Source organism: Streptomyces sp. NPDC014894 (assembly GCF_043080985.1).
Taxonomy (GTDB): domain Bacteria; phylum Actinomycetota; class Actinomycetes; order Streptomycetales; family Streptomycetaceae; genus Streptomyces.
In genome coordinates this window covers 234,979-257,198 of the sequence record NZ_JBIBWD010000006.1, presented here as the reverse complement: position 1 = coordinate 257,198, position 22,220 = coordinate 234,979, and the positions used below count along the sequence as shown (strand labels likewise).

Below are 22,220 nucleotides of genomic sequence, written 5' to 3'. Positions count from 1 at the left end.
GTGACGGGTGTCCTGATTCACAGAATCTTCCCAAAGGGAACTATTCACTTCTCCCATTTGTCCCTCATGGGTACGCAAGGGACAGAAGGGCGACCAGGGACTGAAGATGCATCAGAGGCCGGACACCGGAACGGACGAGACGGAAGAGCGGGGGCGACGCCTGGATCTGAGCGTGCCCCAGGTGGCCGGAAGCGCCCTGGCCGCGGTGGCGGCGGCGGTGCTCGCCTCCCGGCTCGGGGTCTACGGGACCATCATCGGCGCGGGCGTGGTCAGCGTCGTCGCCACCTGCGGCGGATCGGTCTTCCAGCATCTGTTCAGCCGTACCGGCGAACAGCTGCGGGGCACCGCGCAGGGACGGCCCAGGGACGGCGGACCGGCCGCCCCTGAACACCGGGCCTTCCCCGCGGGACCGGGCGGACCGAACGACCGGGCGGACCACGGACCGGCCGACCCCGGACCCGACGGCGCCCCGGGCCCGGCGGCGCACACGGGACCCGACGGCGGATTCGGCGCGGCCAGCACCCACGGCACCCGGGTCCGGGGCCGGCGGCGGCCGCTCATCGCCGCCGCGGTCGTCTTCGGCGTGGCCATGGCGAGCATCACCGGTTTCGAACTGGCCTCGGGCTCCGAGCTGGGCGGGGGCGGCGGCACCACTGTCGGCTCGGTCGTGCGCGGCACCTCCGACCGGCCGGCGCCCGACGAGCAGCCGGCGCGACCGCCCGAGGGTCCCCGGGAGGAGACCGGCCCGGGCGACGGACCCGGCGAGCGCGGGTCCGGGTCCGAGAGCCCCGACCCCGGCGAGCGGCTGCCGGAGCGGCCCTCGACCACGGCGCCGACCGGGCCGGACGCGCCGGACGCCTCGGAGAGCGGACGGCCGACCGTCCCGGAGCCCGGCGCCTCCACCCCCGGCGGCGGCTCCCCGAGCACTCCCGGGACACCGCCCCCGGGCGGGAGCCCGGCCCCCGACGCCACCCCGTCCCGGCCCGGTTCCGCGCCGACCGACGGCAGCGGCGGCGGTGGCGCGGCCGGGCGGGACTCCGCGGGCGGCGCGAGCACCGGTCCGTGACACCGGCTCAGTCGCCGAGCACCCGGCGCAGATGGTCGTTGCCGAACCGCCGTTCGGGGTCCAGCCGGTCCCGTACGGCGGTGAACTCGCCGAACCCCGGACAGGCCCCGGCGAGATACTCCGCGTCCCGGGTGTGCAGCTTGCCCCAGTGCGGCCGGCCGCCGTGCGCGACCATGATCCGCTCCACCGCGGTGAAGTAGGCGCGGTGGGGCGTGCCCCGGTACAGATGCACGGCGAGGTACGCGGTGTCCCGGCCGGAGGCCGCGGAGAGCGGGATGTCGTCGGCGGGGGCGGTGCGGACCTCCACGGGGAAGCCGACCTTCAGCGGCGAGCACTCGATCATGGCCCGCACCTCGCGCAGCGCGGCGACGGCGGCCTCCCGGGGCACCGCGTACTCCATCTCGACGAAGCGAACCCGGCGCGGGGAGGTGAAGACCTTGTACGGGATGTCGGAGTAGGAGCGCGCCGAGAGCGCGCGGCTGGCCACCCGCGCCAGGCCGGGGACGGCGGCCGGGACGGCCCGGCCGAGCGAGCAGGCGAGCTGGAGGAGTCCGTTGGAGATCAGTTCCCGCTCGACCCAGCCGGCGATCGCGCCGGGCGGTTCGGCGGGTCCCGCGGAGCGGTTGTTCCGCTTGGTGACGCAGTTGCCGGTGTGCGGGAACCAGTAGAACTCGAAGTGCTCGTTCTCGGCGTGCAGGGCGTCGAACTCGGCGGTGACCCGGTCGAAGGACATCGGTTCCTCGCGGGCCCGCAGCAGGAAGAGCGGCTCCACGGCGAAGGTGATCGCGGTGATCACGCCGAGGGCGCCGAGCCCGAGCCGGGCGGCGGCGAAGATCTCCGGATTCTCCTCGGCGGAGCAGGTCAGCAGCGAGCCGTCGGCGGTGACCAGCTCCACCTCGGTGATCTGCGCAGAGAGGGAGGCCGAGTCGCGGCCGGTGCCGTGGGTGCCGGTGCTGACGGCCCCGGCGACCGTCTGCTCCATGATGTCGCCCATGTTGGCGAGGGAGAGCCCCTCCCGGGCGAGGGCCTTGTTCAGCCGCTTCAGCGGGGTGCCGGACTCGACGGTGACGGTCATCGCGGCGCGGTCCACCCGGCGGATGCCGGTGAGCAGATCGGGGCGGATCAGCACTCCGTCGGTGGCGGCGACGGCGGTGAAGGAGTGGCCGGCGCCGACGGTCTTCACCCGCAGCCCGTCCTCGGCGGCCCGGCGTACCGCGTCGGCGACCTCCCCGGCCGTGGCCGGGGTGACCTCCCGGGCGGGGCGGGCGGCGACGGTGCCCGCCCAGTTACGCCATATTCGGGTCTCGCCGCTCCTGCTGACCGTGCTCATCGGACCGCTGTCCCTCCCGCGTCGGCGCCGGCCCGTTCAGCCGGCGGTACCCCAGGAACGCCACTCCGACCGCGGCGGCCCCCGCGATCGCGGGCACCGCGTAGGCCGACTCGGCCCCGTACCCGTCGACCGCCCAGCCCCCGGCCGAGAAGCCGAGCGCCACGCCGACCGCGAGGCCGGTGCTGACCCAGGTCATGCCCTCGGTCAGCGCGGAACGCGGCACATGGTCCGCGACCAGGCCCATCGTGGTCACCATCGTGGGTGCGATGGCCAGGCCCGCGACGAAGAGCGCCACGGCCAGGACGGTGAGATTCCCGGCCAGTTGGAGGGGGATCATACTCAGGGCCATCGCGCTCACTCCCACCAGCCACCGCCGGGGCGCCGGGCCGCGCGGGGTCAGCAGTCCGAAGACGACGGCGGCGAGACAGGAGCCGAGCGCGTAGACGGCGAGGACCAGTCCGGCGATCGCCGTGTTCCCCCGCTCCTCGGCGAAGGCCACGGTGACGACGTCGACCGAGCCGAAGACGGCGCCGGTGGCCACGAAGGTGATCACCAGCACCCGGAGTCCCGCGGAGCGCAGCACCGAGCGTCCGCCGTGCTGTTCGCGCGGGTGGACGGGCGGTTCGGTGGCGCGCTGGGCGGTCAGCCAGAAGACGCCGGTGAGCAGCAGCACCACGGCGAGCAGCGGTCCGGCGGCGGGGAACCAGGCGGTGGAGAGGCCGATGGCGAGGGTGGGGCCGCAGATGAAGCACAGCTCGTCGACGATGGATTCCCAGGAGTACGCGGTGTGCAGCTCGCGCGGGGAGTCCCGGAAGATCTCGGCCCAGCGGGCCCGGACCATCGAGCCGACGCTCGGCACACAGCCGGCGGTGGCGGTGAACAGGAAGAGCGTCCAGGTGGGCGCCGACCGCGTGGCGCAGATCAGCAGTCCGCCCACGGAGGCCGCGGCGACGAGGGCGGCGGGGCGCAGCACCCGGGCCTGGCCGTGCCGGTCGACGAGCCGGGATATCCGGGGTCCGAGGATCGCGGTGGAGAGCGCCACGGTCGCCGAGAGCGCGCCGGCGATCCCGTAGCGGCCGGTGAGCTGGGAGACCATGGTGACGATGCCGATGCCCATCATCGCCAGCGGCATACGGCCGAAGAGCCCCGCGGCGGAGAACTGTCCGCTGCCGGGCACGCCGAAGAGGGCGCGGTAGGGGCTGGCCAAGGAGGACTCCGGTAAGGCGTATGGGTGGCGTACGCAGATTACGCCGGGTGGGGCGGCGCGCGCACGGGGTTCGCCCGGCGATGTGCGTCACGGTCCGGGCGGCCCGGCCCCGCGCGGCCGGATTCCGCCGCGCGGCGGCGGGTGGGTGGTGGGCGGGCGGACGGCGGGTGGCAGGATCGGAGTCATGTCCGATGCGCACGACCCCACCCCTTACGACGCTCTGCTCCTGCTCTCGTTCGGCGGCCCCGAAGGCCCGGACGATGTAGTTCCGTTTCTTCGGAACGTGACCCGCGGCCGGGGCATCCCCGAGGAGCGGCTCAAGGAGGTGGGACAGCACTACTTCCTGTTCGGCGGGGTCAGCCCCATCAACGACCAGAACCGCGCCCTCCTGGAGGCCCTGCGGAAGGACTTCGCCGGGCACGGTCTCGATCTCCCGGTGTACTGGGGCAACCGGAACTGGGCTCCCTATCTGACCGACGCCCTGCGCGAGATGACCCTGGCCGGGCACCGCCGGGTCGCGGTCCTCGCGACCAGCGCGTACGCCTCGTACTCGGGCTGCCGGCAGTACCGCGAGAATCTCGCGGACTCGCTCGCGGCCCTGGAGGCGGAGGGGCTGGAGCCGCCCCGGGTCGACAAGCTGCGGCACTACTTCGACCATCCCGGCTTCGTCCGCCCCATGATCGACGGCGTGCTGGCGTCCCTGGCGGAGCTGGACGAGGAGGTGCGCGCCGGCGCACATCTGGCCTTCACCACGCACTCCATCCCCACCGCCGCGGCCGACTCCTCGGGTCCGGAGGAGGGCCACGGCGACGGCGGGGCCTATGTCCGCCAGCATCTGGAGACGGCCCGGCTGATCGCCGGCGCCGTACGGGAGGAGACCGGCGTCGACCGCCCCTGGCGGCTCGTCTACCAGTCGCGCAGCGGGGCCCCGCACATCCCCTGGCTGGAGCCGGACATCTGCGACCACCTGGAGGAGCTGAGCGCCGAGGGCGCGTCCGCCGCGGTGATGGTCCCCATCGGGTTCGTCTCGGACCACATGGAGGTGCTGTACGACCTGGACACGGAGGCCGCCGCGAAGGCCGCCGAGCTGGGGCTGCCGGTGCGCCGCTCGGCGACGGTGGGCGCGGATCCCCGGTTCGCCGCCGCCGTGCGCCAGCTGGTGCTGGAGCGGGCCGCCGCCGAGCGCGGGGCGGCCGTGGAGCGCTGCTTCCTGGGGTCGCTCGGCCCGTCGCACGACCTCTGCCCGATCGGCTGCTGCCCGGCCCGGGCTCCCCGGCCCGCCGCCGCGGGCGCCGACAGCCCCCGTCCGTGAGGAGTCGCCATGACCGGCGTCAGTGACCGTCTGCTGTCCGAACTGCTCGATCTGGCCCTGGAGGCCGCCGCGCGGGCGGGCGCGCTGCTGCGCGACGGCCGCCCCGACGATCTGGGGGTCGCCGCCACCAAGTCCAGCCCCATCGACGTCGTCACCGAGATGGACATCGCCGCCGAGAAGCTGATCACCGGCTTTCTCTCCGAGCACCGGCCGCACGACGGCTTCCTCGGCGAGGAGGGCGCGTCCGTCCCGGGCACCAGCGGGATCCGCTGGGTCGTCGATCCGCTCGACGGCACGGTGAACTATCTCTACTCGCTGCCGACCTGGGCGGTCTCCATCGCCGCCGAGTACGAGGGCGAGACGGTCGTGGGCGTGGTCGAGGTCCCGATGCGCGGCGAGAGCTTCCGCGCGGTGCTCGGCGGCGGCGCGTACTCGGGGGACCGGGCGCTGCGCTGCCGTCCGCCGGCCCCGCTGGCGCACTGTCTGGTCTCGACGGGCTTCAACTACGTGGAGTCCGTCCGCACCCGCCAGGCCGAGGTGGCCCGGCGGCTGATCCCGAGGCTGCGGGACATCCGGCGCGGCGGATCCGCGGCGGTCGATCTGTGCGACGTGGCCGCGGGCCGTCTCGACGGGTACTACGAGCGCGGGCTCCACCCCTGGGACCTGGCGGCGGGCGATCTCATCGCGCGCGAGGCCGGGGCGCTGACCGGCGGCCGGCCCGGACAGGGGCCGTCGTACGACCTCACGGTGGCGGCGGGCCCCGGCGTCTTCGAGCCCCTCCGGGAGCTGCTGGAGGAGTTCGGCGCCTGGCACGACTGACCGGCCGGACCCGGCGCACGGCGCACGGCGCACGGACCGGCTGTACGCGGTACGGCCCGGTCGGCGCGGCTCGGGCGGTGCGGGCGCGGGCCGCTTCCGTACGGTCCCGCGGTACGGAGAGACCCCGGCGCGATGTCCGCGCCGGGGTCTCTCGGGTCGTCCGGGGCCGAAGGCTAGGCCGCCCTGACCTCCACGCCGTGCTCGGCGGCCAGGCGGTGCAGATCGTCGAGCTCAGCCTGCTCGACGTCCGCGAGGAAGTCGTCGCCCGTCTCGCGGGCCAGCGTGAGGTCCGTCTCCGCGGCCTTTATGCGCTGCAGCAGTCCTGAGGTGAATGCGTCCATGTGCGCCCCCTCGTCGTGGGTCGGTGGCACGGGGGTGTGCCTGGGGTGTCCCCGCCTCGACGGGGGACAGGATGATCACTGATGACACCGCTCGGGAGATGTGCCATTACGGGGCGTGATCGCGGGTGTCTTCTCGTCCTCCCCCGGCCTTCCCGGGGAGAAACCTCAACTCGCCCGGAATTCCGGCCGATTCCCCGGGCCGCGGACCGGCCACCGGGGTCCGACCACGCCTTACAGCCGGTTTACGCGCGTAACGGGCAGGATGGATACGCACAGCCCGTGCGCAAACCCGCCCTGATCATGACTGACGGGCCCGGAGGAAGGAATCGAGACGTGCGCGTACTCGTCGTCGAGGACGAGCAGCTGCTCGCCGATGCGGTGGCCACCGGACTGCGCCGGGAGGCCATGGCCGTCGACGTCGTGTACGACGGGGCGGCGGCGCTGGAGCGGATCGGCGTCAACGACTACGACGTGGTCGTCCTCGACCGCGACCTCCCGCTCGTCCACGGTGACGACGTGTGCCGCCGGGTCGTCGAGCTGGGAATGCCCACCCGGGTGCTGATGCTGACCGCGTCCGGCGACGTCAGCGACCGGGTGGAGGGCCTGGAGCTGGGCGCGGACGACTATCTGCCCAAGCCCTTCGCCTTCACCGAGCTGATCGCCCGGGTCCGGGCGCTGGGACGGCGCACCACCGTGCCGCTGCCGCCGGTCCTGGAGCGCGCCGGCATCAAGCTCGACCCCAACCGGCGCGAGGTCTTCCGCGAGGGCCGGGAGATCCAGCTCGCGCCCAAGGAGTTCGCGGTCCTGGAGGTCCTGATGCGCAGCGAGGGCGCGGTCGTCTCGGCCGAGCAGCTGCTGGAGAAGGCCTGGGACGAGAACACCGACCCGTTCACCAATGTGGTGCGGGTGACCGTGATGACGCTGCGCCGCAAGCTCGGCGAGCCCCCGGTGATCGTCACCGTGCCCGGCTCCGGCTACCGGATCTGACCGGGTGGCCTCCGCACCGGCGCCCCCCGCGGCGCCCCCGAAGCCGACCTGGGACCCGCGCGACCCCGTGCGCCCTCTGCTGCGGCCCACCATCCGGATACGGCTGACGCTGCTGTACGGCGGGATGTTCCTGATCGCCGGGGTGCTGCTGCTGTCGATCATCTATCTGCTCGCCGCGCAGGCGCTGAACTCCGGCAGCTCGCTGCCGTTCAAGCTGCTCCCCGACAGCAAGATCCAGCGGACCAACGACTCCTGCCCCGCGCTGGCCCCCGGGCTCTCGGCGGAGCAGGCCAACGCCGTCCTGTCCTCGTGCTTCGCGCACGAGCGGGACGTGGCGCTGGACGATCTGCTGCGCCGTTCGCTCTTCGCGCTGCTGGGCCTGAGCATCATCGCCTTCGCCTTCGGTTACGCGATGGCGGGCCGGGTGCTCTCCCCGCTGGGCCGGATCACCCGGACCGCCCGCCAGGTGGCCGGATCGGATCTCTCCCGGCGGATCGAGATGGACGGGCCGGACGACGAGCTGAAGGAGCTGGCCGACACCTTCGACGAGATGCTGGACCGCCTCGGCCGGGCCTTCACCGCCCAGCAGCGCTTCGTGGCCAACGCCTCGCACGAGCTGCGCACCCCGCTGGCGATCAACCGCACCCTGCTGGAGGTCCACCTCTCCGACCCGGGCGCGCCCATGGAGCTGCAGCAGCTGGGCAAGACGCTGCTGGCCACCAATGAGCGCAGTGAGCAGCTGGTGGAAGGGCTGCTGCTGCTGGCCCGCAGCGACAATCAGACCTTCGAGCGCAAGCCGGTGGATCTCGCGGAGGTCGCGAGCCACGCGGTCGACCAGACCCGCGCCGAGGCGGACGCCAAGGGCGTGGAGATCCTCGGCGAGCAGGAGCCGGCGGTGGTCCAGGGCAACGGCGTGCTGCTGGAGCGGATCGCGCTGAATCTGGTGCAGAACGCCGTGCGGTACAACGTCCCGGAGGACGGCTGGGTGCGGGTGACCACGGCGGTCGAGCACGGGCAGGCGGTGCTGGTGGTGTCGAACACCGGACCGGTGGTGCCCGCCTATGAGATCGACAATCTCTGGGAGCCGTTCCGGCGGCTGCGGGCGGACCGTACGGGGAGCGACAAGGGCGTGGGTCTCGGACTTTCGATCGCCCGGTCGGTGGCGCGGGCCCATCGGGGACGTATCATCGCGGAGCCCCGTGAGGGGGGAGGGCTCGTGATGCGCGTCACGCTTCCCCTCTGAAGAGTGTGTTCGACGCCAGACACCCCGTTCGCTTTAGGCGGAATTTTCGGGACTCCTTCCGGAGTTGTGTCTGTGTGATCGATCACAGAGGCGGCTTTCAGGCCATCTACTCTCCGTGATCAGGTCCCTTTCCGGAAAGCCGGTAAAAGTCCGGGTTTCCGGGTGCCAAGATGACGGGAAGTACACGGGGTGGCACCCGTGAGCTGCAGCATTGGGATCGTGTACGGTCCCCATCGCCATCCAAGCCGATCACCCTCGGGCGATCCGGTTGGGTGTCGATTGAGTAACAGACCTTGATGTGAGGCAAAATCTCCGCCTCAGGTCGGGCACAAGTCCGGCCTCTCACGCGTTACGTGCGCTGGAGACACCCGCAACCACCCAGGAGGGGGAGAGCGACATGGCAACGGATTACGACACCCCACGCAAGACCGACGACGACGTCGATTCCGACAGTCTTGAGGAACTCAAGGCACGGCGGAACGACAAGTCCACCTCGACCGTCGACGTCGACGAGTTCGAGGCAGCCGAGGGCATGGAACTGCCCGGCGCGGACCTGTCCAACGAGGAGCTGGCCGTCCGGGTCCTGCCCAAGCAGGCGGACGAGTTCACCTGCATGAGCTGCTTCCTCGTGCACCACCGCAGTCAGCTGGCCCGCGAGAAGAACGGCCAGCCGATCTGCCGCGACTGCGACTGAGGTCCGGTCCGCCGTGGCAGACGAGACACCGTCCAGGAAGCGGCTCTTCCGGCGTCAGAAGCCGTCGGAGGCGCACCAGGGCGGCACAGGACCGGTGGACGGCGTCACGCCCTCCGCCGAGGACTCTGCCGCCCTCCTGCCCGCTCACGAGGGAGACGCCGGGCGAGGCCACCCGGCCCCGTCCGGCGCGCTCCCGCGCGAGACCGCCCTCGAGGCGCTCCCCCGGGAGTCCGCCCTCGAAACGCTGCCCGAGGAGGCGGCGGACGGGCCGGAGCGGGGAAGCACCAGATTCCGGCGGCTCGCCGCCGTCCGCCAGGGCGTCCGCCGCAGCGGTGAGAGCGCCAAGGCCGCCGTCGGCTATGTCGCCGACCGGATCATCGACAACGCGCCGCGTGTGCCGGTGCGCGATCTGGCGACCCTGCGCGCCCAGTTCCCCGGACTCACCCCCGAGCAGCTTGCCGACAAGCTGGTCGCGGGCGCGTCCAATGCCACCGCCACCGTCGGCGCGGGCATCGGGGCCGCCGCGATGCTGCCGGTGCCGCCGGCGATGCCGGCCGAGCTGGCCGCGGAGATCACCGGAGTGGCGGCGATCGAGCTGAAGCTCATAGCCGAGCTGCACGAGGTCTACGGACTGCGTCCCGAGGGCGGTCTCAAGGACCGCACGACCGCGTATCTGACCGCCTGGTCGGAGGAGCGCGGCATCGAGGTGACCAAGCCGAACACCTACAAGAACGCGGCCGTGAGCCGCGGCCTCAAGCACGAGCTCCGTCAGCAGATCATGAAGCGCATGATCCGCAACCTGCCGAACCTGATGCCCTTCATGGTCGGCGCCGCCGTCGGAGCGGTGATGAACCGGCGGGACACCCGCCATCTCGCGGACCGTGTCCGCAAGGATCTGCGCGCCCGGCAGATCGCCTGGAACGCGCTGCCCTCGCTCCCGCCGCTGGAGCAGCCCGAGCAGCCGCTGGAGGGTGTGCCGAGGCGCCCCGAGCTGGAGAGCTGACCCGCCGGCCCCGGCTCCCGTCCGCGCCCCCGCGCGCTCGCCCGTATCCGGTCCGCCGGACACGTCCGGTCCCGGACGGCCGGCCCCGTCGGAGACGGCCCTCAGGCGGTCAGCGCCTCGGCCAGGCCCTTCGGGTCGCGGGTCGACAGATAGACGTACGGAGTCGGGTCGGCCGGATCGGTGATCTCGACCCGTACGGCCGTCGGGACATAGCTGCGCAGCAGCATGAAGGCGCGCGGGTCGGCCTTGTGGGAGCGCCAGGCCAGGGCCTCGTCGGCGTCCAGCACCTCGGGCGTCCCCAGCGCCGTCAGCGGGATCCGGGCGTCGCCCGCGACCAGGGAGCCGGCCACCACCCGGATGCGGGCCGAGCCGTACGAGCTGACCACCACCGCCGCGAGCGCGCCGGACACGACCAGTCCGCCCAGAGTCGGCAGGGTGCCGAGCGGGAAGGCGACCAGACCTCCCGAGAGGGCCAGGAGAGCGGCGATGGCCCACCAGGTCCGGGGAGCGGTCAGTCGTTCGTCGTAGCGCGGGGCGGAAGGCTGCATGGCCCAAGCTTGGCACGGGGCACGGGCCCCGCTTCCGGGCGGGTGCTCCCCGCGCGGGGAGCCCGTCGGCTCGCTTGGGTCGGGCCGCCCGACCGCGGGTAAGGTCTGCGCCTGTGAGCACTGCGAATCGCCGGGGGGCGAACCCCGGGCCCTCGGCCCTGACACCGCCGCCGGACGCCATACCGCCCGTACGCCATCCCGACGCGCCCGCCCCCGGCGAGCTGCTCGGCGCGCACTACGACCACTGCTTCGGCTGCGGCGGCGGCCAGCCCCACGGTCTGCACCTCCAGGCGCGGGCCGGGGACGGGGTGAGCATCACCGCCGAGTTCACCGTGAAGGCCGCCCACCAGGGCGCTCCGGGGCTCGCGCACGGCGGTGTGCTGACCTCGGCGCTGGACGAGACGCTGGGCTCGCTGAACTGGCTGCTGCGCACGATCGCGGTGACCGGCCGGCTGGAGACCGACTTCGTCCGGCCCGTGCCCGTGGACACCGTGCTCTTCCTCCAGGCCGAGGTGACCGCCGTGGCCGGGCGCAAGATCTACTCCCGTGCCGTGGGCCGGATCGGCGGGCCCGACGGCCCCGTCGCCGTCCGCGCCCAGGCCCTGTTCATCGAGGTCAAGGTCGATCACTTCATCGACAACGGCCGCCCCGAGGAGATCGAGGCCGCCATGGCCGATCCCGACCAGATCCGGCGCGTACGCGCCTTCGAGGTGAACCCCTGATGGTCCAGACGCCCGTCGACGTACTGATCCGCCGGGTGGATCCGGAGGTGCCGCTGCCGGTCTACGCGCACCCCGGCGACGCCGGCGCCGATCTGGTGACCTGTGAGGCCGCGGAGCTGGCCCCCGGGGAGCGCGCCGTGCTGCCCACCGGGGTCTCCGTCGCCCTCCCCGACGGCTACGCCGCCTTCGTCCACCCGCGCTCCGGGCTCGCGGCCCGCTGCGGTGTGGCCCTGGTGAATGCCCCGGGGACGATTGATGCCGGGTACCGTGGGGAGATCAAGGTGATCGTGGTCAATCTCGACCCGCGCGAGACGGTGCGGTTCGAGAGGTTCGACCGCATTGCGCAGCTGGTCGTCCAGCAGGTCGAGAAGGTGCGCTTCCACGAGGTGGCGGAGCTTCCCGGCTCGGCGCGGGCCGAGGGGGGCTTCGGGTCCACCGGCGGTCACACCGCCGTGGACGGCTCAACGGGTGGGAATCGATACGCTTCCGTCGTATCCGACCGGGAAGGACAGTGACGTGTTCGGACGTCGCAAGAAGAGTGGTTCCGCGGGGGACGCGGACGCAACGGGCGAGGCCGGGCAGGTCGTCGACGAGCGTGACGCTGAGACCGCCGGTGACAGCGGTGACGAGGACGCCGGCGCGGGAGGCTCCCGCCGGATGAACCTTCCGCCGGCCCCGCGCCCCGACGGCCCCTGGGACGCCTCCGAGGTGTCCAGGCCCGGCGAGGGCCGGGTCGACCTGGGCGGTCTTTTCGTGCCCGGGGTCGAGGGCATGGAGCTGCGGGTCGAGGTCGCGGGCGACGCGATCGTCGCGGCGACGGTGGTGCTGCGCGACAGCGCCGTACAGCTGCAGGCCTTCGCCGCGCCCAAGAAGGAGGGCATCTGGGGCGAGGTCCGCGACGAGATCGCCTCGGGCATCACCCAGCAGGGCGGGATCATCGACGAGGTCGAGGGCCCGCTGGGCTGGGAGCTGCGGGCGCAGGTGCCCGTACAGCTGCCGGACGGCACGGGCGGGGTGCAGCTGGTGCGCTTCGTCGGCGTGGACGGGCCCCGCTGGTTCCTGCGCGGAGTGATCTCCGGGCAGGGCGCGGTGCAGCCGGAGGCCGCCGGCCTGCTGGAGCAGGTCTTCCGGGACACGGTCGTCGTCCGCGGCGACGGTCCCATGGCGCCGCGCGACCCGATCGTCCTCAAGCTCCCGGAGGACGCGCAGATGGTCCCCGAGGGCGTTCAGCAGGAGGACCAGGAGAATTCCCGCTTCTCCGGCGGGATGGGGCAGCTCCAGCGCGGCCCCGAGATCACCGAGATCCGCTGAGGCACGCCTTCCGGTGGGCCGCACTCCCGTGAGGGGGTGCGGCCCACCGGCGTTTCGCCGTACTGTGCCGATCACCGAGGTCAGACATGTGTACGAGGCGAGGGGGGCCGGATGGCCGAGCACACCGAGGTCCGCGCGGGGACGGCGACGGCCGGGGAGCGTACGTCCGGGGCCATGCTCCGGGTGGAGGGGCTGCGCCGGTCCTACGGGTCCGGGGCGGGCGCCGTCCACGCCCTGCGGGGCGTCTCCTTCGAGATCGGGCGCGGTGAGCTGGTCGCGCTCAAGGGGCGGTCCGGCTCGGGCAAGACCACCCTGCTCAATCTGGTCGGCGGGCTCGACTCCCCCGACGGCGGGCGGGTGACCGTCGACGGCGCCGATCTGGCCGGCCTCGGCGAGAACGGACTGCTGGAGCTGCGCCGGGACCGGATCGGCTTCGTCTTCCAGTCCTTCGGGCTGATCCCGATCCTGACCGCCGCCGAGAACATCGGCGTCCCGCTGCGGCTGCGCCGGGCGCCCGCGCGCGAGCGCGAGGAGCGGGTGGGACTGCTGCTGGCGCTGGTCGGGCTGGCGGATCACGCGGCCCAGCGGCCCGGGGAGCTGTCCGGCGGCCAGCAGCAGCGGGTCGCCATCGCCAGGGCGCTGGCCAACCGGCCGGCGCTGCTGATCGCCGACGAGCCGACCGGTCAGCTGGACGCGGAGACCGGGCTCGCGGTGATGGAGCTGCTGCGGGCGGTGGTGCGCACCGAGGGGGTGACGGCTCTGGTCGCGACCCATGACGCCCAGCTGCTGGGCCTGGCGGACCGGGTTCTGGAACTGAGCGACGGCGAGATCACCGAGCGGTAGGGCCCGACCGCCGGGCGGGCGCGGCCGGGACGCGGAGCGGCCCTGGACCGGACGCGGAGCCGCCCCCGGGACCGGACGCGGAGCGGCCCGGGACCGGAAGGGACGGGTCCGGACGCGGAGGCGGCGGGCGCGGCGAGAGAGCGGTCCGGGCTTCGTGAGGGAGCGGTCCGGGCGCGGAATCGACGGGTCCGGCCATGGAACGTTCGTATCAGAATCCCGTCAAGGAGAAGGTCAGCGCCCGCACCGCGCCCGTTTTGCCCGAGTCGCTCGCCGTATGGTCGTCGCAGCGCACCAGCCGCTCTCCACGACCGGCTGCTCCTGAAAGACAATGAGGCCATGGGACGCGGCAAGCTACGGATCTATCTCGGCGCGGCGCCGGGCGTCGGCAAGACGTACGCCATGCTCTCCGAGGCCCACCGCCGGGTGGAGCGCGGCACCGACTGCGTGGTCGCCTTCGTGGAGCACCACGGCCGCCCGCGGACCGAGGTCATGCTGCACGGGCTGGAGCAGATCCAGCGCCGGGAGCTGGAGTACCGGGGCTCGGTCTTCACCGAGATGGACGTCGACGCGGTGCTGGAGCGCGATCCCGCCGTCGCCCTCGTGGACGAGCTGGCGCACACCAATGTGCCCGGCTCGCGCAACGCCAAGCGCTGGCAGGACGTCGAGGAGCTGCTGACCGCGGGCATCGACGTCATATCGACCGTCAACATCCAGCACTTCGAGTCGCTGGGCGACGTCGTGGAGTCGATCACGGGGGTGCGTCAACGCGAGACCGTCCCCGACGAGGTGGTCCGCCGCGCGGACCAGATCGAGCTGGTCGACATGTCGCCGCAGGCGCTGCGCCGGCGGATGGCCCACGGCAACATCTACCAGCCGGACAAGGTCGACGCGGCGCTGTCCAACTACTTCCGCCCGGGGAATCTGACCGCGCTCCGGGAGCTGGCCCTGCTCTGGGTGGCCGACCGGGTCGACGAGTACCTCCAGCAGTACCGCGGCGAGCACAACATCCGCTCCACCTGGCAGGCCCGCGAACGGATCGTGGTGGGACTCACCGGCGGGCCGGAGGGCCGCACCCTGATCCGCCGCGCGGCCAGAATGGCCGCCAAGGGCTCCGGGAGCGAGATCCTCGCCGTCTACATCGCCCGCAGCGACGGGCTGACCTCGGCCTCCCCCAAGGAGCTGGCCGTCCAGCGGACCCTGGTGGAGGATCTCGGCGGCACCTTCCACCACGTCATAGGCGACGACATCCCGGCGTCGCTGCTCGACTTCGCGCGCGGCGTCAACGGCACCCAGATCGTGCTGGGCTCCAGCCGGCGCAAGGCGTGGCAGTACATCTTCGGCCCCGGCGTGGGCGCGACCGTGGCCCGTGACTCCGGGCCCGACCTCGACGTCCACATCGTCACCCACGACGAGGCGGGCAAGGGGCGCGGGCTGCCGGTGGCGCGCGGGGCGCGGCTGGGCCGCTCCCGGATCATCGCGGGCTGGCTCACCGGCGTCGTCGCCCCCGTACTGCTGTCGCTGCTGCTCACCGCCTTGAACGACTCGCTCGGCCTCGCCAACGATGTCCTGCTCTTCCTCTTCCTGACCGTGCTCGCGGCGCTGCTCGGCGGGCTGCTGCCCGCGCTCGCCTCGGCCGCGGTGGGCTCGCTGCTGCTGAACTTCTACTTCACCCCGCCGGTGCGCACGCTCACGGTGTACGACCCGAAGAACATCGTCGCGATAGTGATCTTCTTCGCGGTGGCGGTCGCGGTGGCCTCCGTGGTCGACCTGGCGGCCCGCCGCACCCATCAGGCGGCCCGGCTGCGCGCCGAGTCGGAGATCCTGTCCTTCCTCGCGGGGAGCGTGCTGCGCGGCGAGACGACGCTCGACGCCCTGCTGGAGCGGGTGCGGGAGACCTTCGGGATGGAGTCGGTGGCCCTGTTGGAGCGCAAGAGCGATGTGGAGCCCTGGACGACGGCGGGCAGCGTGGGGCCGGAGTCGGTGGTGCGGCCCGAGGACGCCGATGTGGACATGCCGGTCGGCGACGACATGGCGCTGGCGCTCTCCGGCCGGGTGCTGCCGGCCGAGGACCGGCGGGTGCTGGCGGCGTTCGCCGCGCAGGCGGCCGTGGTGCTGGACCGGCAGCGGCTGGTCGGCGAGGCCGAGGAGGCCCGCCGGATGGCCGAGGGCAACCGCATCCGTACGGCGCTGCTCGCCGCCGTCAGCCACGATCTGCGGACCCCGCTGGCCGCGATCAAGGCCGCCGTCTCCTCGCTGCGCTCCGACGATGTGGCCTGGTCCGAGGAGGATCAGGCAGAGCTGCTGGAGGGCATCGAGGACGGCGCGGACCGGCTGGACCACCTCGTGGGCAATCTGCTGGACATGTCCCGGCTCCAGACCGGCACCGTCACCCCGCTGATCCGGGTCACCGACCTGGACGAGGTGGTGCCGATGGCGCTGGTCTCCGTGCCCGACGAGAGTGTGGAGCTGGACATCCCCGAGACGCTGCCGATGGTCGCCGTCGACCGGGGCCTGCTGGAGCGGGCGGTCGCCAACATCGTCGAGAACGCGGTGAAGTACAGCCCCGACGGAGTCGCCGTCACGGTGGCGGCGAGCGCGCTGGGCGACCGGGTGGAGGTGCGGGTCGCCGACCGGGGGCCCGGCGTCCCCGACGACGAGAAGGACCGGATCTTCGAACCGTTCCAGCGGTACGGGGACGCCCCGCGCGGCGCGGGCGTCGGTCTCGGTCTCGCGGTCGCCCGCGGTTTCGTGGAGTCCATGGGCGGCACGCTGAGCGCCGAGGACACGCCCGGCGGCGGTATGACCATGGTGCTCACCCTCAAGGCGGCGCCCGGGCTGAAACCCGCCTGCCCCGACCTTCCCGCGCAGGTGACCTCGTGACCGGGCGGAAGGCGCGGCGCGGACGCGGCACGGGGGCGGCGTCCCGGGCGTCGGGGGCGGCGTCCCGGGCGGCCGGGTCATGGACGACAGTGGATCGGATGACGGTGAAGCAGCGCAGTCTGCGCAGAGAGGCGGGCCCGCGATGACGAGGGTGCTGGTGGTCGACGACGAGCCGCAGATCGTACGCGCCCTGGTGATCAATCTGAAGGCGCGGAAGTACGAGGTGGACGCGGCCCCCGACGGCGCGACCGCGCTCCAGCTGGCCGCCGCCCGCCACCCCGACGTGGTGGTGCTGGACCTCGGTCTGCCCGACATGGACGGGGTCGAGGTGATCAAGGGGCTGCGCGGCTGGACCCGGGTGCCGATCCTGGTGCTCTCGGCCCGGCACACCTCCGACGAGAAGGTGGAGGCGCTGGACGCGGGCGCGGACGACTACGTCACCAAGCCCTTCGGGATGGACGAGCTGCTGGCCCGGCTGCGGGCCGCGGTCCGCCGGGCGGAGCCGGTGGGCGGCGGGGAGGACGACGTGGTGATCGTGGAGACCGCCGGCTTCACCGTCGACCTCGCGGCCAAGAAGGTCCACCGGGACGGGCGGGACGTACGGCTCACCCCCACCGAGTGGCATCTGCTGGAGGTGCTGGTCCGGAACACGGGCCGGCTGGTGAGCCAGAAGCAGCTGCTCCAGGAGGTGTGGGGGCCCTCGTACGGCACGGAGACCAACTATCTGCGGGTCTACATGGCGCAGCTGCGGCGGAAGCTGGAGGCCGATCCCTCGCACCCTCGGCACTTCGTCACCGAGCCGGGGATGGGCTACCGCTTCGAGCGGTCCTGAGGCCGCGGCCTCGGCCCTTGACGGCCCGCCCGCGGTGTCGGCGGCGGCCGGTACGCTGGGTTCATGAGTGCGCTACCCCCTCCGGGGGACGATTCCGGGAAGGCCGGCCGGACCGAGAGGACCGCCGGCCGCTTCCGCCGTATGCTCGACCGGCTCTCCAGCTCCCAGCAGGATCTGGAGTCCGAGGAGCTGCGGGAGGAGTCCGCCCGGGCTTCGGGGTGCACCCGTATCGCCGAGTGCGGTGACCGCCAGATCGTCAGGGTGACTGGTACCTTGCGCACGGTCACTCTGCGTCCGCGGGCCGGGGTGCCCGCGCTGGAGGCGGAGCTGTTCGACGGCACCGCTCCGCTGGACGTGGTCTGGCTGGGCCGCCGCTCCATCGTGGGCATAGAACCGGGCCGCAGGCTCATAGCCTCCGGCAGGATCTCCATGAGCCAGGGCCGCCGTGTGCTGTTCAATCCCAAATACGAACTCCGACCGCTCGGACAGGAGTAGCCGGTGACGTCTGTCGACAAGCCGACCACCACGACCAACACCGATCAGCACGGGTCCCCGGAGGGATCCGAGGGGGCGGGCGACTCCAGGGCCGTCACGGAGGCCGCGCTCTTCGAGGCCTTCGGCGGCGTGCGCGGCATGGTGGAGACGGTCGTCCCCGGGCTGCTCTTCGTCACGATCTACACGATCAACAAGGATCTGCACATCTCGGCGATCGCCGCGCTGGCGGTCTCGCTGGTGCTGGTCGCGGTCCGGCTGGTCCGCAAGGACACCGTGAAGCACGCCTTCAGCGGCGTCTTCGGGGTGGCCTTCGGCGTCGTCTTCGCGATGATGACCGGCAATGCCAAGGACTTCTATCTCCCGGGGATGCTCTACACCCTCGGTCTGGCGCTGGCCTACATCGGCACCGCGATCGCGGGCGTGCCGCTGATCGGGCTGATCCTCGGCCCGGTCTTCAAGGAGAACCTCTCCTGGCGGACGAGGAACCCGGGCCGCAAGGCCGCGTACACCAAGGCGAGCTGGGCCTGGGGCCTGATCCTGCTGACCAAGTGCGCGATTCTCTTCCCGCTCTACTGGTGGGCCGACACCACTCAGCTCGGCTGGGTGCTGGTGGCGCTGAAGATCCCGCCGTTCCTGCTCGCGGTCTATCTCACCTGGGTGTTCCTGGCCAAGGCCCCGCCGCCGATCGATGTGTTCGCGGAGCTGGAGGAGCAGGACCGCGCCAAGCGCGAGCGCGCGTCCGCCGCCGACCGCCCCGAGGTCTGAGGCTCCCGCCTCCTCCGCTCGTCGGTCCGCCCGCCTGATCCGCCCGTACGGGCGGGCCGGCGGGCGGACTCATGAGCGAGGCGGGACGGCCGACCGGCGGGCGAGTCCCCGGGGGCCGACGGGCGGAGCGGGCCGGCTGTCCCGGGGACGGCGGGGGACGGCGGGGCGCGGGGTACGGGGCGCGGCCCGCGGGGTACGGCGCGGGGCGCGGCCCGCGGCGACCTGCTGCCAGAAGGCCCCGGCGGCGGTCACGATCTCATCAAGTCCTCCCTGAGAGCGTTCTCCTGGCTCCTTCTCCTCTGAAATCATCCTGTTACCCATGGGATTTCGGGGGACACAGGGCAACGGGGGGCAGTAGTGACGGGGTTTCTGTTCCTCCGCGCGCGCGGACATCGGCTGCTGCTGGCCGCGGCCCTGCTCGCGATCCTGCTCACCACCGCCGTACTGACCACCCTCACCTCCTTCGCCGGCTCCGTCGGCGACGCCGGGCTGCGGCACGCGCTGCGGACCCGGGACGCCGCGGCCGCCGCGCTGATCATCACCTCGGAGAGCCCCGGCGAGGACCGGGCCGCCGCCGCGCGGGACGCCCGGCGCGGCGCGCAGCGCGCCTTCGACGGGCTGCCGGTGACCCTGCGGCAGTTCGATCTCTCCGGGCCCTACGCGCTGCCCTCGTCGCTGCGGCCGAAGGACCGGCGCGCGGGCGACCCCGATCTCGCCACCTTCGCCGTCGTGGACCGCTCCCGGGTGCGGATGCTCTCGGGCGACTGGCCCGCTTCCGCTCCCGGCGGGGCGGGCGGGGTCGCGGAGGTGGCCCTGCCCGAGGCCGCGGCCCGGGAGCTGAAGCTCTCACCCGGGCCCCGGGTGCTCACCCTGAAGGACCGGCTCGGCGGTGAGCCGGTCCGGATCCGGGTGACCGGCGTCTACCGCCCCGCCGACCGGGCCGACCCGTACTGGCAGCTGGACGATCTGGCCGGGCGCGGGGTGCGCAAGGAGAGCGACTTCAGCTCCTACGGGCCGCTGCTGACCGATCCCGCCGTCTTCGGCTCCGGGCGGATCAGCCGGGGCGAGCTGGCCTGGCTCGCCGCCGCCGACTTCACCGCCCTGACCGCCGACCGGATCGGACCGCTGCGGGACTCCGCGAAGGAGAGCCAGCGGCTGGTCGCCACCCAGCCCTCGCTGAAGAGCGGCGTCACCGTCCGCACCGCGCTGCCGGACGCGCTCGACCGGCTGGAGCGGGCGCTGCTGGTGTCCCGGGCGACCCTGCTGATCGTCTCGCTGCAGCTGGTCCTGCTCGCCGGGTACGCGCTGCTGCTGGTGGCCCGGCTGCTGAGCAGCGAGCGCGCGGGCGAGACCCGGTTCCTGCTGGCCAGGGGCGCGTCCCGGGGCCGGATCGCCGGGCTCTCCGCCCTGGAGGCGCTGCTGCTGGCGCTGCCCGCCGCCGCCCTCGCCCCGCTGCTGGCCGGTCCGCTGACCCGGCTGCTCGCCGGCCGGGGGCTGCTGGCCAGGATCGGGCTGCGGATCGAGACCGGGGCGACCGTCTCGGCGTGGCTGACGGGCGCGGCGGTGGCGCTGGCGTGCGCGGCGGCGGTGGTCGCCCCGGCGCTGGCCGCGGCCCGGGCCCCGCGCGGCCGGGCCGGTTCGCTGCCCGGTCCGCTGCGGGCCGGGGCGGATGTGGCGCTGCTCGCGGTGGCCGGGGTGGCGTTCTGGCAGCTGGAGCGGCGTACGTCCGGCAGCGGCGCGCTGAGCGGCGACCGGGCCGGGGAGCTGGGCATCGATCCGCTGCTGGTGGTCGCGCCCGCGCTCGCGCTGCTCGCCGGGACCGTGCTGACCCTGCGGCTGCTGCCCCCCGCGGCCCGTTTCGCTGAGCGCCGCGCCGCCCGGGGCCGGGGGCTGACCGCGCCGCTCGCGGGCTGGCAGTTCAGCCGCCGGCCGATGCGCGGCGCGGGTCCGGTGCTGCTGCTGGTGCTGGCGGTGGCGATGGGCATGCTGGCGATCGGCCAGGGCGCTTCGTGGGACCGCTCCCAGGACGATCAGGCGGACTTCGCGGCCGGGTCCCCGGTGCGGGTGCTGGACGGCGGCGCGGTGCCGCCGTTCGGGCAGAGCGGGGCGTACGACGGGATGAAGGGCGTGCGCGCCGCGCCCGCCGCCCGGGGCTCGATGTCGCTGTCGGGCGGCAAGGAGGCGACCGTACTGGCGCTGGACGCCTCGGCGGCCGACGGGCGGCTGCGGCTCCGGGGCGATCTCGCGGGCGACGGCGGTCCGGACCGGTTCCTGGCTCCGCTGCGGCCCGGGGGCGCCGCCGGGGAGGCGTCGCGGAGCGAGGCGGGGCACACCGGCGAGGGCTCCCGGAGCACCCCCGGGACCGAGCGGCGCGCCGGGATCGTGCTGCCCGCCGGGAGCGAGCGGCTGACGCTCGACCTCACCCTCCGCGCGCCGCCGGGCACTCCGGGGCCGCCGGACGTGGACGGGGTCCCGGAGACGGCCGAGGCCGCGCTCACGGTGACCGTCGAGGACCGTTTCGGGGTGCCGTACCGGATGCCGCTCGGCACGGTCCGCCCGGACGGCGAGCGGCGTTCGCTGACGCTCGACCTCGCCCGTGCGGCGGGGGCCCCGGCCGGCAGGCCGGCCGGTCCGCTCGCGCTGACGGCGGTGGAGTTCGAGGAGGGCGACTACCTGGACCGGATCGTGCCCAAGCGGTTCACGCTCCACGGTCTGCGGGCGGCGGGCGGCGACGGCGCCTTGCGGCCGGTCGCGGCTCCGGAGGGCACGGTCTGGAAGGCGCGGGCGAGCGCCAATGTGGAGCCCGGTCTCACCGACGGGACGGAGGCCCGCCCGGCCGTGACGGGGGTGCGCTCCCCCGCCGGCGACCTGATGGACATCTCGTACCACACGGGCAAGGCCGTCCCCGAGTGGCCCGGCGGCCGCGTGGTGACCGTACGGGCCTCGGTGAAGCGGCCCGCGCCCGCCGTGCCGGCCGCGCTGGCGGACCGGCGGTTCCTCGAATCGGCCGCCGCGAAGGTCGGTTCGGTGGTGAACGTGCCGATGCCCGGCGGCGATGTCGAGGTGCGGATCGCGGGCGAGCTGGCGCACCTGCCGACGACGGGCCCCGGGGTGAGCAGGGCGCACGGCGGCACCATGGACGGCGCGGTCGGCGGCTCCGGCGCCGGACCCGCCGCCACCGACGGCGGCGCGATCCTGCTCGATCTGCGGGCCGTCAACAGCGTCCTCGCCCAGCGCCCCGACGCCGCGCTCCCGGCGACCGAGTGGTGGCTCTTCACCGCGCCCGGCGCGGCCGCCGGGGTCGCCGCCGAGCTGCGCGAGCGGCCCGAGCTGGATCCGGGCCAGGTCCTGGTGCGGGACGAGATCGCCGACGAGCTGCACGACGATCCGCTGGGCGCGGGCCCGCAGTCCGCGCTCCTCGCGGTGACGCTGGCCGCCGCCGCGCTGGCCGCGGTCGGGTTCGCGGTCTCCACGGTGGGCGCGCTGCGGGAGCGTTCGGCCGAGTTCGCGGTGCTGCGGGCGCTCGGCGCGCCCCGGCGGCAGCTGGCGTCGCTGCTGGCCGCCGAGGGGTTCCCGCTGATCGCGCTGGCCCTGGGCATCGGCGTCGCCATCGGCGCGGTGCTGACCCGGGCCGTGGTCCCGCTGATCGTGCTGACCGGGCGGGCCGCCCAGCCGGTCCCCGCGGTGCTGGTGGAACTGCCCGCGGGCCGGGTCGCGCTGCTGCTGGCCGTGATCGCCGCCGCGCCCGTGCTGATGGTGACGGCGCTGGCGCTGCGACGCGGCGACCCCGCGTCGGCGCTGCGCGTCCAGGGAGGGGAATGA

The 22,220-nt window shown here is 73.7% G+C and carries 20 protein-coding genes; 16 read left to right on the top strand and 4 right to left on the bottom strand.

Annotation, left to right across the window (positions count from 1 at the left end):
- The first annotated feature begins 106 nt into the window (after positions 1–106).
- Entirely contained in the window at positions 107–1,066 is a 960-nt protein-coding gene (locus ACF089_RS16990) for a hypothetical protein (protein ID WP_392026794.1), read from the top strand.
- A gap of 7 nt (positions 1,067–1,073) precedes the next feature.
- Here ACF089_RS16990 and ACF089_RS16985 read toward each other — a convergent pair whose 3' ends face one another.
- Complete coding sequence (locus ACF089_RS16985; protein ID WP_392026793.1) at positions 1,074–2,396, bottom strand: D-arabinono-1,4-lactone oxidase; 1,323 nt, start codon at positions 2,394–2,396, stop codon at positions 1,074–1,076.
- Positions 2,353–3,603: an MFS transporter gene (locus tag ACF089_RS16980; RefSeq protein ID WP_392026791.1), complete on the bottom strand. Its 1,251-nt coding sequence runs from the start codon at positions 3,601–3,603 to the stop codon at positions 2,353–2,355. The genes ACF089_RS16985 and ACF089_RS16980 overlap by 44 nt, the downstream gene beginning before the upstream one ends.
- Positions 3,604–3,787: 184 nt before the next feature.
- Here ACF089_RS16980 and ACF089_RS16975 point away from each other — a divergent pair, with 184 nt between their 5' ends.
- Together ACF089_RS16975 and ACF089_RS16970 are read left to right on the top strand one after the other, a co-directional pair.
- Positions 3,788–4,915, top strand: coding sequence for a ferrochelatase (locus ACF089_RS16975; RefSeq protein ID WP_392026789.1), 1,128 nt, complete (start codon positions 3,788–3,790; stop codon positions 4,913–4,915).
- Between the two features lie 9 nt (positions 4,916–4,924).
- Positions 4,925–5,734 carry an inositol monophosphatase family protein gene (locus ACF089_RS16970; RefSeq protein ID WP_392026788.1) on the top strand — a complete coding sequence of 270 codons (810 nt, stop codon included), beginning with the start codon at positions 4,925–4,927 and terminating at the stop codon, positions 5,732–5,734.
- Positions 5,735–5,907: 173 nt separating this feature from the next.
- Here ACF089_RS16970 and ACF089_RS16965 read toward each other — a convergent pair whose 3' ends face one another.
- Positions 5,908–6,105, bottom strand: a complete 198-nt coding sequence (locus ACF089_RS16965; protein WP_392027241.1) for a hypothetical protein — start codon at positions 6,103–6,105, stop codon at positions 5,908–5,910.
- A 303-nt stretch (positions 6,106–6,408) separates the two neighbouring features.
- Here ACF089_RS16965 and ACF089_RS16960 point away from each other — a divergent pair, with 303 nt between their 5' ends.
- From ACF089_RS16960 to ACF089_RS16945, 4 genes are all read left to right on the top strand, one after another.
- Positions 6,409–7,062, top strand: a complete 654-nt coding sequence (locus tag ACF089_RS16960; protein ID WP_392026787.1) for a response regulator transcription factor — start codon at positions 6,409–6,411, stop codon at positions 7,060–7,062.
- 4 nt (positions 7,063–7,066) lie between these two features.
- Positions 7,067–8,305 carry a sensor histidine kinase gene (locus ACF089_RS16955; RefSeq protein WP_392026785.1) on the top strand — a complete coding sequence of 413 codons (1,239 nt, stop codon included), beginning with the start codon at positions 7,067–7,069 and terminating at the stop codon, positions 8,303–8,305.
- 397 nt (positions 8,306–8,702) lie between these two features.
- Complete coding sequence (locus ACF089_RS16950) at positions 8,703–8,999, top strand: DUF4193 domain-containing protein (RefSeq protein ID WP_005310959.1); 297 nt, start codon at positions 8,703–8,705, stop codon at positions 8,997–8,999.
- A 13-nt stretch (positions 9,000–9,012) separates the two neighbouring features.
- The gene (locus ACF089_RS16945) at positions 9,013–10,002 is read left to right on the top strand and encodes a hypothetical protein (protein WP_392026783.1); all 990 of its coding nucleotides are present in this window, start codon (positions 9,013–9,015) and stop codon (positions 10,000–10,002) included.
- A 101-nt stretch (positions 10,003–10,103) separates the two neighbouring features.
- Here ACF089_RS16945 and ACF089_RS16940 read toward each other — a convergent pair whose 3' ends face one another.
- Complete coding sequence (locus tag ACF089_RS16940) at positions 10,104–10,550, bottom strand: DUF3093 domain-containing protein (protein WP_392026782.1); 447 nt, start codon at positions 10,548–10,550, stop codon at positions 10,104–10,106.
- A gap of 179 nt (positions 10,551–10,729) precedes the next feature.
- Between ACF089_RS16940 and ACF089_RS16935 the strand changes: the two genes are divergently transcribed.
- The 9 genes from ACF089_RS16935 (at position 10,730) to ACF089_RS16895 (ending at position 22,220) form a co-directional block, all read left to right on the top strand.
- Positions 10,730–11,272 (top strand): PaaI family thioesterase, encoded by a 543-nt coding sequence (locus tag ACF089_RS16935; RefSeq protein WP_392027206.1) that lies wholly within the window; start codon positions 10,730–10,732, stop codon positions 11,270–11,272.
- The gene (dut, locus tag ACF089_RS16930; protein WP_392026780.1) at positions 11,272–11,787 is read left to right on the top strand and encodes a dUTP diphosphatase; all 516 of its coding nucleotides are present in this window, start codon (positions 11,272–11,274) and stop codon (positions 11,785–11,787) included. The genes ACF089_RS16935 and dut overlap by 1 nt, the downstream gene beginning before the upstream one ends.
- Position 11,788: 1 nt before the next feature.
- Positions 11,789–12,583 carry a DUF3710 domain-containing protein gene (locus tag ACF089_RS16925; RefSeq protein ID WP_392026778.1) on the top strand — a complete coding sequence of 265 codons (795 nt, stop codon included), beginning with the start codon at positions 11,789–11,791 and terminating at the stop codon, positions 12,581–12,583.
- A 111-nt stretch (positions 12,584–12,694) separates the two neighbouring features.
- Positions 12,695–13,426 (top strand): ABC transporter ATP-binding protein, encoded by a 732-nt coding sequence (locus ACF089_RS16920; protein WP_392026776.1) that lies wholly within the window; start codon positions 12,695–12,697, stop codon positions 13,424–13,426.
- A gap of 336 nt (positions 13,427–13,762) precedes the next feature.
- On the top strand, positions 13,763–16,306 hold the full coding sequence (locus ACF089_RS16915; RefSeq protein WP_392026775.1) for an ATP-binding protein: 2,544 nt from the start codon (positions 13,763–13,765) through the stop codon (positions 16,304–16,306).
- 142 nt (positions 16,307–16,448) lie between these two features.
- Positions 16,449–17,138 carry a response regulator gene (locus ACF089_RS16910; protein ID WP_190123740.1) on the top strand — a complete coding sequence of 230 codons (690 nt, stop codon included), beginning with the start codon at positions 16,449–16,451 and terminating at the stop codon, positions 17,136–17,138.
- A 141-nt stretch (positions 17,139–17,279) separates the two neighbouring features.
- Complete coding sequence (locus ACF089_RS16905) at positions 17,280–17,633, top strand: OB-fold nucleic acid binding domain-containing protein (RefSeq protein WP_392027202.1); 354 nt, start codon at positions 17,280–17,282, stop codon at positions 17,631–17,633.
- A 3-nt stretch (positions 17,634–17,636) separates the two neighbouring features.
- The gene (locus ACF089_RS16900; RefSeq protein WP_392026774.1) at positions 17,637–18,398 is read left to right on the top strand and encodes a DUF3159 domain-containing protein; all 762 of its coding nucleotides are present in this window, start codon (positions 17,637–17,639) and stop codon (positions 18,396–18,398) included.
- 357 nt (positions 18,399–18,755) lie between these two features.
- The gene (locus ACF089_RS16895) at positions 18,756–22,220 is read left to right on the top strand and encodes an FtsX-like permease family protein (protein WP_392026773.1); all 3,465 of its coding nucleotides are present in this window, start codon (positions 18,756–18,758) and stop codon (positions 22,218–22,220) included.